Consider the following 14,416-nt stretch of genomic DNA (forward strand, 5'->3'; position numbering starts at 1 on the left):
TTCAGCCCTGCTGTTGTTGCAGCCAGTTTCGGTACTCCCGCAATTCCTGTAAGAGTACTCGATCCTTGGAGCTGGCTGTTTCCAATGTCTCATTCAAAGCTTTATCAAAAGCCTCAAAGCCAAAAATCTTTGGGTCTTTACCTGATAGTCTTTCCCGGCAATAACTCTGCCACTGCTCTTGTTCTTCAGAATCCAGCGTTTCAGGAAAGTGCCTGCCACGATAACGAAACAGCATCTCATCCAATCGACGATCACCAAAACTCAAACCCAATCGGCTCAATTTTTCCGGTGCAGAAGAACGAATCATATCCATTCGGCCTTTATCATCTCTTGAGAAGAAGCCTCCGGAATAGATCATCTGATCTGGGTCATCAACGTCATTTTCTTTGGGCGAAGAAAAAATAGCCTGAATTTTCTCTGCCAGCACCGGATGGTTCAGTAAAATCTGATGATGTTTTTTGCACAGTTCCAAATCAATAGACAAGCGTTCTCTATTTTCTGCCGTCAATACTTTCAGTGGCGCAACCGCCGGGCACTTATTCAAATGCACGGTTTTAAGAGGAATCCTTTCAGCACCCTCTTCCTGTTCTCGCAAGGGAGTAAACAGTCGGTACTGAAGCTCCTCAATACTCAGCTCCAGCAAAGGTGTTGGATCTGCCGAAAGGTCGTACACCATGACACCATTTTTATTGACCGGATGAACAGCAAGGGGCATAACAACCGCAGTGCACAATCTGGCTGCACCAAACATTCCAGAGATATGGACCACCGGATTTTTACTCACCAGGTTTAATTGCTGAGCAACAGCTTGCTTATTTCTTAACTCAAGATAAAAGCTAAACAGCTTTGGCTGCTTCTCCTTGATCAAACGAGCCAGGGCAATAGTGGCACGAACATCAGCTAACGCATCATGGGCCTGACCATGACTGATACCATTGGCTTCTGTCAGTTTCTCCAGACGATAGCTGTTGAAGCCGTCATCATTCTTTGGCCAGTTAATTCCTTCCGGCCTGAGAGCAGCCGTCATACGAACCAGATCAATCAAGTCCCAGCGGCTGTTGCCGTTCTGCCACTCTCTGGCGTAAGGGTCATGAAAATTACGGTAAAGACAATTGCGGGTCACTTCATCATCAAAACGAATGGAGTTATAGCCTGCAGCACAGGTACCGGGCTGAAGCAGTTCCTCATTGATACGACTGATAAAGTCCGGCTCAATCAATCCTTCACTGTTGACCTTCTGAGGTGTCAGGCCCGTCACCAGTGTCGCCACGGGATGAGGCAGGTGATCAACCGGCTGCCGACAGTAAATATTGAGCGGCTCACCGATTTCGTTCAAATCAGCGTCGGTTCTGATGCCGGCAAACTGGCTGGGCCAGTCGGTAGACGGGTTGGTGCCAAAGGTTTCGTAATCGAGCCAGTAAAAAGATCTCAGCATTATTTATCAGACCATTTAAAGGTAACCTGACCTTTACAGGATTCAGTCACTCTTGATTGAAAATCCAGCTTGTGTGATTTCGGTAATGCCCATTCAAGCATGACATTATCGGTGTACTGGCAGTCCACTATGTTGCCAGCCAGTACACCGAGAATGTGCCTTATGGCCTGCTCATTCTGGTAAGCTGTCTGCAATTGCCCTTCAATCATGGCAATTCTTTCCATGACAGGCAAATGATCTACGGCAGCCTGCACCGCTGAACCATAGGCTCTGACCAATCCACCAGCACCCAGTTTGGTGCCCCCGAAGTAGCGAACAACCACTGCAACAACCTCGCCAATCTTTTTATGTTGAAGTACATTGAGCATTGGCTTTCCTGCGGTACCGCCTGGTTCTCCATCATCATCAAAGCCAATAGATGTGTTGCCCTCTGGTGGGCCCGCGACAAAAGCAAGGCAGTGATGAGACGCATCGGGATAAGCCGCTCTCAATTCATTCTGGAGTTTAAGGGCATCAGCTCTGGAATGAGCCTTTTTAAGAAAGGTAATAAATCGGCTTTTTTTAACTTCAGTTTCGAATTCAAAAACTGAGTCGTCATCAAGTTCCGGTATCAGGTAACTACCAGGTTCCAGTGTGGACATAGAAGATCGTCTTACTTCGGATCAATTAACTGACAGCTAATATCCGACAGAAGACAACTATTAACCCTGACGGCTCAGCCACATTCCCTGAAACTGAAATAATCCTTCAGGGATTCAACCAGATCAATAATATCATCTTCAGCATTGACAATACTGTAGCCGGAATCAAAAAACTCGGGCCCAACATCCGGTTTGCACCAATGGCAGCGAGCATCAAAATCAATAAAGCGAATCTTACCGTCTGCTTCCGGCAGAATGATTCTCATACTGTAAATAGCGCCCATTAACACAGGAACGGTACTGATCAGCATCAAACCATTGCTGCTGATATTGCCTATACTGCCCATCTCTTTCATAGTGTTTCGATTATAGATGGTCAGGCATTCAGCCAGATGATGACGGGTGATTTCTCGACGTTCCTTGCCCTTGGGAATGAGGGACATAATTCAGACTCCTTCCGATTATACCGATCTTTGTTGATTAACTTGTTTTAGTTTGCCTTGTGTTTCCATTACGGCCTGTGTCGCTTGAGCCTGTTTTTCCTGATTCATACCGAACTGATCGAAATGCTCCATAAAATCACGTCTCATTTGTTTGACCAGTTCAGCTCTATCCTGATTGTTTGGAGTACTACAAACGTCGATTGCAACCCCCCTCAATCTCTTTTTTTCTTGAGCCTGTTTCATGCCATCCACAGCACTCCCCAATGTCCTTGCATTATGCGACTGTTGCCCAAGAGCAAAAGAAGTATGTACATAGTGGCCTTCGGCTTTATCCGTTGTTGCTCTGATTTGCTTAAACTCTGGTGCACCTTTTGTCTTTTCAGCCCAACGTATCTTTTGAAGAGATGTTCCTAATGATCCTATTGGTATTTCCAGCCCCAACTTTTCGGCAGTTGCTTTATTGATTTGGCTGATTACAAGCTTATATTTACTTTCATCAACAAACACGCATCCTCGTATAATTTTCATAATCCTGGCTGGTGCTTTTCTGATCTCATCATGCGGAGCTCTGGTATTGATCACGATATGAGTAATAGCTTCCATCATTTCATCATATCGTTTCTGCACTTGCGGGGCTGTATCCATTGCAAAATCGATATTTCCCTGACGAACCCTTTCGATATCGCTATCAATTCTTTCCAATAGAACCTTAAGCTCTTTCTGCCCACCAGAATATTTACTGTACTTGCCTCCAAGTAACTTATGGACTTCAGCTACTTTCCCCTTACAATCTTCAAAGACTGAAACGCTTTGCTTAATCAATTCAGCTTTAGCCTCAGAAATAAAATCGCCATTACCGAGGTCAACACCATTCTGTTCCAATTCCGAAAAATGCGTTTCAAACTCCTGTTTCAGCTCTTCCATACTTGCTGCATGAGTCACTGATTTAACTGGAACATCACCCTGGTGCTGCCGGCGAGACACATCTTTTATTCTATTCACTAAACTACTTTTTAATATGGGTACTACCTGCTGAAGACTCTTTTCCTCAATCATCTCGGAAGTCAGCACCTGCTCATCAACATGCTTTACAGCATTATCCTGAAGCCATTGATGCTGCTCCGAATAAGCTTTATTAAGGTAAGCATTGACACCCGCCTGCTCTATGCGACTTTCATACCCCATCGTTTCTTCCGTCACCTGCCTGCTGGCCATTTCAGTCCCCAGCAACTTCATCCAGGCTTGCTGAGCCTCCCATTGTGCTCTTTTAAACTGAATCATGGCCGCTTTGAGGTCAGGCGATAATTTCAGCGTTGACCACTCTTCCTGTTGAATTCGGGCCAGTTCAGTTTCGAAGGCTTTTGAAACTGCATCCTCCATACTCTGATTTCTTGTTGGTCTAGGTAAAGGCACTTTCATGGGTAAAAACAGCTGTGTATGTATATCACCACCAGTATCATCCAGCGATGAAACTCCCAGTTTGCTTCCCACCTCGGCCCTGGTTTTTTCAAGAGCTTCCTGAGCCTTCAAAAACACCTGTTTTTCGTGGGAGTCTTCAAGCTGATCAAGCTCCTGTTTATCAACAACAACAATGAGTTTCTGCTGCTTGTATAAACTCTTACTGCCACGAGTTAAACGACCAACCTGCTGGTTCATCAGATCCATTCGTGCAGCAGAACCTGTTTGCTTTAGCAGTCCCATAACCACACCAACACTTGCCATGCCTTGAGGTGCATCAGTACCAACCGATTCAGGCTTAGCGAGATAACTATCAGCATCATAAGCCCCCGTCATCCGTAGCTGTTTTTCCAGATCTCCTTTTAGTACGGCTCCTTGTCCGTACACAGGGTCGCCATCTCTTTGCATACAAAGCTTTTTGTCATCCTTGTAATAAAGAACACCTTTAGTTGGTTTCCCCATGGCTCTTCGCTGCTCGTTAATCACAAGGCTTTGCTGTTCCGCCTTAGTTCTGTCACTACCGTCATCCTGACCATTAAATATCACCATAGGGACATCGCCGCCGGTTCTTTGCACCAGCTGTTTCAGCGTTTTTTCCTGGTCATGGTCATCAGCAGAATCTACCACCATCAACTCTGCCTGAGACATTTGATGCATAAAGCGCTCAGTCGTTGTTAATACATCGGTGTGAGCCTGCTCTTTTACGCCTTCAATCGACTCAGATTCAGTCAACATGGCTGAGGCATAATCTGTTCCCAGTGTGGCTGAGAAACCATGTCGATTAGCGCCAAGTAAAAACTCTGAGTGACTGACGTTGATGTCCTCAGGTTTAACAATGGTTTTCAGCTGCAGATTTTCAAGTACCTGATTAACACCACTCACAACCACCGAAAGCTGTTCTGATGTGTGAGGCACCATATTACTGTCCCACTCATCAGCAAAAATCATGGAATTCCTTAAAAGGTCCAGAATCTGATCCATTCTCTCCAACAATGCTTCACGATTTGGAAGCGTGCACTCCTTATTGCTCAGTTCTTTCTTTATATACATCAATGCCTGAATATCGGTTATAGAAGCACCTACCGGCGCTCGCCCCCGCTTCAGTAAAGAGTTACGTTCGTAGCGCAGCGTATCTTCCGGTAACCCCAGTAAGGTATTTTCAATCATATTCAGGTGAGTTTCGGTGAGTAGGCCTGGACTCCGGTCAGACAGTGACTTCAAATCCAGACGTCGGTACGTTAATCCTTTACTACCAAAATAACTGCCAAACATATCATCCAGCTCAGCCTGGTTGCTGGGAGGAGCCATGACAATAGGGCTTCGATCCGTTTGAGTACCCACCGATGCTGCCGCATAATCGGAAATAGCAAGGAGAAGAGTACTTTTACCAAACCCCGTCCCTTTGTGAGAAACCAGAGTAACCTTTTCGCCTTCTGACCAATTTTTTACCGCAGATAGAGCTCTCTTTACCTCATCAGCCTGATCTACGGTAAATATAATCTTTCGTCGGCGTTCAAAACTCATCCGTGCACGAACAGCCGAACTCATCGGTTCTTGTTTATAACTCTGGATTCTCGCAAGCACCTGTTGATGCCTTCCGGCGATCATTGCTACCTTCAGGGTCCAGTCGCGACACCTGCGACTGTATTCTTCAGGGTTCTGCTCAAGGAAGACGGCATTATTACAAATGTGTTCAAACTCTCCCTGTACTGCTTCCAGCTGCTCATTAACTTGTTCCCTCTGCTGCAAATCTATTTCGACCAACATCAGCTCGGCCATTTTTTGTGCAAACTGTTCTGAGTTTTTCAGACCTGCAGGTATCTCTCCTCTTTCAAATTGCTTAATGGCATAATCCAGCAAATCCCTGTCTGAATATCCAGCCAATTCACCTTTAGTGTTATCACCACCTTGAACTAATCGAATGCTTCCAACCAGTTCATGCTCAAGAGAGGCCTTCAAATCACGAGCGTGATCGCAGTGTTTATTGCTATTTTTGATAGTTTTATTAAGAGCAAGCCTTACCTGTCGCCTATTTGCCTTTATTTCCTGCCAAGTGGTTCTTCCAGTCAGCGTTCTCATTTCACATCCAGCGAAAACAACCATTCCGGGAAACGCTTTCTTGGCAAACTCCTCCACTTCTCTTTCCATAAACTCCATGGCTGCAGGGTCAGACATTGCATCTTTCCGCTTCGCCACATATTGACTAGTCAGCGCATTAAAGTCGGCGCTAACTGCAAAATGTTCAAGACTTTCTGGCTTGCAGCTTTCAAGCTGCATACCAGAACCTGTTTTCGCTGCTTTTTTCCGATCAATTTCTGCAGTGGGAGGAAGCACAATAAAGGATTCTGTGTCCATGGCTTCAGTCTGAAATAGCTCTTGCCGTAATACTTCTGTCGCCTTCAGTTCAATATCACGCCTGAGCTGTTCCAGTTGCCTGAGTCGCTTGCCGCTACTTATTAATCGAGTACTCAGCCAGGGTCTATTGAGTCGTTTCAGCTGCTTTGTTGCGTTGCTGACCTCCTCGTCTTTACATTCAGGGCTGTTATCATTCAGTTGGTGCGCTTGCGCCAATACCATTGCATCAACATACTCGTCCTGATTGCCTGCACCCTGTAATAGAACAGGAACCAGAGAATCATTGCTGCCCACCTCATACATTCGGCACTGCAAAGGACTCGTTTTTTTCTCAAGCATAAGAACACTTGTTTCACCACTGCTGTTTCTGAGCGGCAACCAGTCCCACCGAGATCCTTCATTGTCTCCAAAAGGTACTTTCAAATTAGGGTTATCATGAATAAGGGAGGGGTCTACCGTCCAGGTCACACCATTCAGTAAAGTATTCCAGCGCTTTCCATCTTTTGATTGAAACACCAGTGGTGGTTCGCAACGGGTTCGACTTGAGAGTGATAACGTCATTTCACCCGTTGCTTTGCTCTCTTCAAGAAGAGCATTACCACCAGCGGGCAGGTCACTGAAGAATACATTAAACAAGCCCTTGTCCTTTTGATCTACCAGGTTCCGGGCAAAAGAGCTTTCCTCGTCACGGACTGGTCCCGAACGATCCAGATAACCATCAGAACTGTTGAAGCAAGCAAGCATTTTTTCATGGGCGTGTTCAACTTCAGAACCATCGATACCAACAGGCACTCCTGCTTCCGGTTTACAAGGCCCCAGCGCTTTTTCTAATTTCAGCAGTCGCTGGGTACGTGCCAGAAGTTTTTGCCTTCTCTCAGTTGACTGTGTCTGATAATTCTCATGATGAGCTTCAACTGAAGCTGTAAGCAATGTCGAGTTATCTAACTTTAAATCGGCTTCTGCGGCCTCCAGCAAGCGCTTCATCATGGGCACTTTCGCTAATTGGTAATCTCTTCGCAGTGACTGCCTTGCCAGAAGCGATGAGTTTGAATAAGAGAAGCCAGGGTTTGCATCAACCGCTTCGTCCTTCTGTTTTTTGTCTTCTTTATCAAGCCTGTCAATCATGGCAACTATCCGGCGCGCTATGACAGGGTCATGAACCAACAGAGCTTCTCTTACATCTGGCAGAGCAGATGAAGGCCCCATTGTGTCAATACTGACCATGGCCTTATCCAGCTGCCTATCGGAATCACCCCAAACTAATTTCAAGTAGTTTTGAGTATCAATCGGTAGCCCTCTCTTAAGAGCATCCGGAAGTGACTCATACCCCAACCTTTGAAGCTCGTATTTATAGCTCCTTAATAATTGATGCCGGTCATCCTGAAGCTCAACAACCTTTACTTTTTCTTCAAAGTCTTTGCAAAGCTGATCGGCTGTTCGCTTCAGTAATACGCCCGCCGAATAGCCGTAGTATTCTGGATTATGGGCCACATCCGCCCCCTTTCTAAACTGCATAAGTTGCTGAAGAGCCTGATCCACCATTTCATCCGGAGGTGAATTTTTCCAACCGCTCTCTAAGCCTTCCTTAAGACTTTCAACTTGTTTACTGAACGCATCGAAATCATCTATCTTTTCCTCCAGAGCAGTTGTTGCACTAGTGGAAACCTTAGCGATGGCATTAACCTGATGATAAAAAGAATCTCTGTCCTGATCGTTACCAATAGTTTGTGCAAGGGTTTTAGCCAACCCAGCTACCCTTTCAGAAAATGGTCTATACAGCTCCAGCACACTTTCTCGATGACTCTGCTCAGAAGGTGATACATCTACCGTATAGACAGTCTCCACCTCAGCCAGCTCTTTTGCTCTAGTCTGAAGTTTATCGAAACCACGACACACTTCTGCCTGAACCTTAATCCGTTCTGCGGTAACAGTAGTTTTACCAAGGTCATCAACCAAACGTCTGGCTGCTTTAGATTTCAAATCCTTATCAAGCAGTGCTTCATCAAAAGTCTGTATGTCGGAGAACTCACTTGTCTGACTATCACTTCTACTGAGACTGAGACTGCTTCCTACCGATACACCTTCGTCATCAACACTGGCCGCCTGAACCAGTTTATGTGTTTCAAAACGACCTAAACGCTCTGACTGCTCAGTAACTCTTTGTTCTAACTGCTTAATCTCTTGCACTTTTGTATTCAATACAACGGTAAGTTCCTCCACCTTACTCCCAGACTGGTCTTTTTCCCTGATCAGTTTTTTTTCTGTTTGCTGAGCTGATTGTTTCTGTGTTGTTAGCTCATGTTTTAAATTTTCAAGATTACTTTCAATCTTCTCTTTTTCTTTTTCAGTTTCTTTTTCAGTTTCTTCGAGCTTTTCTACTTTTGATTGAAGCTGAACTTGTTCCCCCCTAACTCTTTCAGTTTCACTGGCCAGCTCCAGCACTTTGGCTTGATGTTGACTTTTCAGTTGTTTAACTACTTCTACCTGAGCAGTTTTTCCTTCTTCATGCTGAGTAATAGATTTTTTCAGATCACTTTCAAGCTCTTTGAGTTTGGATTTTAAATCTAAAATCTGCTGCCCCTGCTTTTCTATCAGAATCTGTCTTTCGGAAACTATTTCTTTCTGCCTTTTAACCTCATCTTTTTCATCTTGCAGGTTACCATCTAGAGTTGTTTTATCTCTTTCCAGGGTTTCACACTTACTCAATTCACTGGCTAATTTCTCTTTCAGGTTTTCAATTTTAGTTTTTTCTTCTTGAAGCCTGGAAGCAAGCTGACTTGTTTCACTTCCCTTCTCTTTTTGTAACAATTGATATTTTGCATTCAAATCAGAATAATTAGTTTTGTGCGTTTCAATAGCACCCTGCAACTTTATTACTTTCTCTTGTGATTCCAATAATTCAGAATTCAACTTTTCTTTACCATCTTGAAGAGTTTCAATAGTTTTTTCAGCAGTCCCCCTAGCTTCTATAGCCAACTCCTTTTCTTTCTTTAATTTATCATTAAGTCCTCTAAGTTCATCCATCTCTGTTAAATGCTCAGCAACCTTTTCAGTTTCAGTGGCTAGACTCTGCTTCTGCTGATTTAATTCTTGCTTTACTCTTTCCAACTCTTCTTCAGATTTTTTTGCACTTTCAGCTACAGTATTCAGCTCTCTCTCAGTACCGTCCAACTTCCCACTAACTTCTCGGAGCTCTCTGGCTTTAGCCTCAAATACTTCTCTAAATTTCGTTGCGGCTACAGATGCTAATTTCATTTTTTCATCAGAAAATTTCATATATTCTTTGAAAGTGTCTTTCATCTTTTCAAGATCTTGTTTCAATTCACTTTTTGTTTCCTCTAATTTCTTCAGCTTCTCAGATACTTCATCAATCTTTTCCTGTCTTCTAACAACTTCTTCCTTAGCTGTATTTTCTGACTCTGTCAGACTGAAAACTCTATTTCCAAGTTCTTCAAGCTGTGCATTCAAACTGGTTACTAATTTACTCGACTCAAGCAGTTCTTCGTTTATTTTTTCTTTTTCTGAAAGACTGTCTTCGTATTTACTTTTCAGATCTTGATAGCTATTTCCAGCCGTTTCTGCCTCTTCCGTTAATCTTTGAACGGTTTTTTCTGTTTGAGCTACTTTTTTCTCACTTTCATCAATTCTATGCTGTAAACCTGATAACTCAGTGTCTTTTGCTGATATTTCTTTTTTAAGTTTTTCTAGTTTCTCTTCGTAAATTTTCTTTTCTTTTGTTGCTTCAATCTGTTGCTCCTGTGCTGAAGTTTTAGTAAGAGCCTCCGCACCTTCCATCTTAATGGTTATATCTTGAAGCTGCTGCTTCAGGTTACCCTGCTCTTTTTTAGTTTCTTCTTGCAGCCTTTCAAGCTTACTTACTTGAGCTATTAACTGAGTAGTCGCTTCCTTGGCAGTGTTCAGTTCAGACAGTTTTTCCCTAACGTTTCTATCTGCTTCCTGAACTTTTTCATTTAACGTAACAACTTCGTTGGTAAGTTTCTCATTTTTAGATTTTAAAGTTTCTACTTCAGTCTGAATGAGAGACTTGGCTGTTTTTTCTTCTTCAAGCAATTTTTTAGAATCATTCAGTTCATCTTCTAGACTCTCTTGTTTCACAACACTTTCTTTATGTTGAGATTCAAGAGTTTCATAACTTTTCTGAGCGGCCTCTACTTTTTTATTAAGCTCTTTAACCTTTTCCTCTTCTCTAGTGTATTTTTTCTCACTCTGCTCAACAGATTTTGTGAGTTCAGTCAACTTGGCTTCTTTAACAGATAGTTCAGACTTCAGATGTTTAATTTGTGCATCAAAAACCACTTGGGCTTCTGAAAGCTTTTTCTTCTGATATTCTTCAGTAGACTTAACAAGCACCTCAGATTCTACGCTTTTGCTTTCTATCAGCACCAGCTGCTGTTTTAATTGATCGCACTCGGTCTGAGCTATCTCTCTTTGCCCTTCAACCTTCTCAAAATCAGATTCTAGCTGAGAAGCTTTTTTTTCAGCTAATGTCAGAGCTTTCTGTTTATCTTCAACTTCCGTCTTCTTAGCTTTTACACTACGTCCTAGTTCTTCGTTCTTTTCTTCAAGCTGTTTAAACTGTTCTTTTAAATTAACTATTTCTGACTCAGTTTGTTTTTTAACATCTCTCTCTTCTTCAGCTCTTTTCTTAAACTCCTGCTCACTTTCTTTAAGTTCTTCATGTGCCTTTTTAAGCTCTTTCAATTCTTGAGCCGTTTTTTCTAGAGTTTTTTCCAACTCGTTCACTTTTTCTGACTTTTCTTTCAGATCAACTTTATCTGTCTCTACTTGTGATGCTAGTTCTCTAATCTGGCGATCGGAATCTTTTTGCTTGTCAGCAGCTGCCAACCTTTCACTTTCGAAAGCATCTACGTCACTCTGTTTTTGTTCAGTAAGCTCATTAACTTGTTTAGCTAAAGATGCCTTCAAAGCCTCAGTCTCAATCAGTGCAGCCTCGGCGACTTTGATCTGACCATCTTTCTCAGATATTTGTGTATTTAACGAAGTTTTCTCAGATTCAAGTTCATCAATACTGCTTTGCTTTTGACTTAAGGTTGTTTTTTCTTCTTCAAGTTCATTAATTTTTATCTGAACCTCTTCTTTTAATTGGGAAACCTGTCTAGTAAGCTCTGTTTTTTCTTCGGTTAAATTTTCTTTCTGCGTTAGCAAACTTTCAATTCTTTCCAGTAAATGTGAATGCTCACTCTGTTTTGATGAAATAGCAGCCAACTCTTGAACCTGAAGTCCTTTCAACCTGTCAATTTCTTTATCTTTCTCACCTAATTCATTTTGTAAATTTTCGACTTTTGTGCGTAAATCAGTAGAGGTCTCTTCTTCAAGATGAAGGTCAACCGTAACACGGGACAACTCTTTCTTGATGTTTTCTCGTTCTACTTCCACTTCCTTTGTTCGGTCTTGAATAACCTGTAACTCGCCCACTCTCTTTTCATTAAACTTCAATACTTGAGCCAATTGATAAGTTGTCTGCTCATAAGTGCTCTTTACCGACACTAATTCTTCAGTAAGCTGCTGTTGAATTCTCTCTATTTCATGAACTTTTTGTTTGGCGGCCTCTAACTCAGTATTAAGCGTTTTTCCCCGTTCTTTTAACTCATCATTTTCTGTGGCCAATGTCGCTTTTTCTTTAGACAGGATGTCAACAGTCTCAGTTAAATGCGTCTGCTTTGCTGTTATCTCTTCATATGATTCTTGTAGCTCTCGGACACGAGTCACAGCTTCACTAAGTTTCTGCCCCCCCCCTTCAATGGTTTTATTTGCACTTTCCAGTTTCTCTGAGAGCCATTGACGTTGAACCTTAAGTGCAGCTGCTTGTGATTGAAGTCCTTCAATTGCCCTACCCCTGCCTTCTATTTCCAGTTTTTGTAATTCAAATTGAGATTGCAACCATTGCCTGTTCTTTTGTATCTGGCTAAGAGCATTATCCCTATCTGCAACCTGAGCTTCTAATCGGCGAATACTTTCTTCATCCACCTTGGCAGAGGTGAGCTCGGCTCGAAGAGACTCAGCTTGCTCAAGCAGTTTATCTCGTTCGCCGCTCAACACTTGGTATTGTTCTTTTTGATCCCCTAGCCTTAATTCTCTTTCACTGTTTAACTGCTTCTCACCCTCCAGCTGAGCAGCTAATTGCGTGATTTCTACCGATTTCTCTTGAGCTTGCTGTGACAGACCTTCATAGCTTCGTTCAAGCTCAGTTATTTTTTTATAAAGATTACTTTCAACTTCTTTTGCGATGGTTTTAGTAGAAACAAATTCAGCTCTTAATCCATCGTAGGTTTGTTTTAGCAGTTTAAGGCTGGCATGTGCTTCTTCCCGATTATGACTCAACTGTTCTTTAGCGTTCGCCAACTGCTCTCTAAGCTCTATACTCTCTGTTTTAAACTTACTGAGCTGTTCACTGAGATGGGTGATTTTCTGTTCTTTTTCAATTATTGCCTGTTGCCTTGAAATGACATCAGCCTGAGAACGTCTAGTCTCTTCTCGTTCAATATCAAGTTCTTTTTGCTTTTCGCCGAGTTCAACTCTGAGCTGACTAGTTCTGTCGTCTGAGGGGTCGACGATTTCTCCAGGTCGAGATTGAATCTCAAATAATTTTTCCTGCAGTTGTTCCTTTTCCCTTTCAAGATGCTTTAATTGTTTCTTCTTTTGGTTCAGTTTTATGGCTCTTTCCTGATTCTGCTCTCTTTCATACTGAACATCTTTTTTCAGAGAACCGACTAACTCTGATTTTTCCTGCAGCTGAGTACCTAACTTTTCATGCTCTTTCTGAAACCAGAACAACTCTCGCTCAAGACTTTCAACACCAGATTTTGCACTGCTTTCAGTACTTCTCTCAACAGCAGGAGCAACAACCGGTGAAGTGCCAAAATTAATGGACTGCTTTTGCTTCTGCTTCGGTTTCTTTTCCAGGCCCTGCAAACGTGATTCAACACCATCAAACCTGGACTGTAATTTTTCCAGAGCAGCAAGCACTTCTCTATCCGCCATTATGGGTTTGTGTGCTTCAGCCGCTTTCAACTGTTGTTTAAGTTCAAGCATTTTCTCATTGAGCTGGTCACGCTCTTTTCTCAATTTTTCTTCTTCAGAGGTAGTAAATGATATAAGTGGTTCGCTTAATTCTGTTGGCACTGTTGGAAGCATGGGTGGCGGGATTGTCGGCGGTGTTTGCCGTTCCATTGGACTTTTATAGACTTGCTGGCTCAGGCTATCCAGACCAATATCCACCAATGGCGGTTCACCTTCCAGACTCTCTTCACAAAAGCGTGCAGCATTTTCTGCCAACTCTCTGGTCAGTTTCTCCAAACTTCTTCTTTCTGTAAAAAAGTCATACCAGGCTTCAGAGATTCGACCTCTCTGTTCCAGCCTTCTATTTGCTCCATCTGTACCAGCTGATATTCGGTCTAAAAGTTGGAATACCATTTCTCTGCTAAGGATTGGTTTTCCTTCTTTATTCAATGGCAGGCGACTGAAGAAACCACTTGCCTCATTCTCACTTCCCGACCTGGCAACATGCTTCTCAAAAGCTCTGTAAACCTGTTCCAGACGATCCTGCCTTTCATCTTTGGTTCGTTCAGAGATCTCCTCAACCAGGTCATCATGAATGTCAAAATGGGATCTCAATTGTCTCAGGGCATGAGTGTCAGCAATCCTTGTTGCTGTTTTGCCTCTGTATGCTTGTGAAGGTCGTGTGATTGAAGGGACATGGCCGGTATGTTTCTTGATATCTCTATTCTGTAACTCAGTCCCCCCAACACTCGGCCCACCCAACACCTGCTTTCCGGCATGAACAGCACGTGAACCTGATTTATCTTCAGGCCTGTCTGATCCGCCGGGAGTAACAGGTCCGGGAGGACGTCCTGTGTTGGATGGGTCAATAGGATCCATAGAGACACTTCCGTATTGAGTCGCCTGCAGCTGGTCAGTTAAAAATGACCGGCTTTCGTGAGACAAGCACTACAATCTGGAAGCCTGATGAAGATGGTGTAACGAAAATAAACCGTGGCTTGCTAGATAGCTTTTCCCTATATTTTCAGGCTAGCAATGCCAGT

At 43.0% G+C, this 14,416-nt stretch carries 4 protein-coding genes; all 4 read right to left on the reverse strand.

Annotated features, from left to right (window positions below; genetic code table 11):
* Position 1: 1 nt before the first annotated feature.
* Complete coding sequence (gene sbcB / locus EOPP23_RS12370; protein ID WP_194842593.1) at positions 2-1,435, reverse strand: exodeoxyribonuclease I; 1,434 nt, start codon at positions 1,433-1,435, stop codon at positions 2-4.
* Positions 1,435-2,076, reverse strand: coding sequence for a YigZ family protein (locus tag EOPP23_RS12375; RefSeq protein WP_153766300.1), 642 nt, complete (start codon positions 2,074-2,076; stop codon positions 1,435-1,437). Before EOPP23_RS12375 ends, sbcB begins: the two co-directional genes overlap by 1 nt.
* Positions 2,077-2,150: 74 nt before the next feature.
* A complete protein-coding gene (locus tag EOPP23_RS12380) occupies positions 2,151-2,519 on the reverse strand; it encodes a PilZ domain-containing protein (protein ID WP_153766301.1) in 369 nt (122 codons plus the stop codon).
* 18 nt (positions 2,520-2,537) lie between these two features.
* The gene (locus EOPP23_RS12385; RefSeq protein WP_153766302.1) at positions 2,538-14,252 is read right to left on the reverse strand and encodes a hypothetical protein; all 11,715 of its coding nucleotides are present in this window, start codon (positions 14,250-14,252) and stop codon (positions 2,538-2,540) included.
* Positions 14,253-14,416 lie beyond the last annotated feature (164 nt).

The sequence above is a fragment of the Endozoicomonas sp. OPT23 genome, assembly GCF_009653635.1.
Lineage (GTDB): Bacteria > Pseudomonadota > Gammaproteobacteria > Pseudomonadales > Endozoicomonadaceae > Endozoicomonas_A.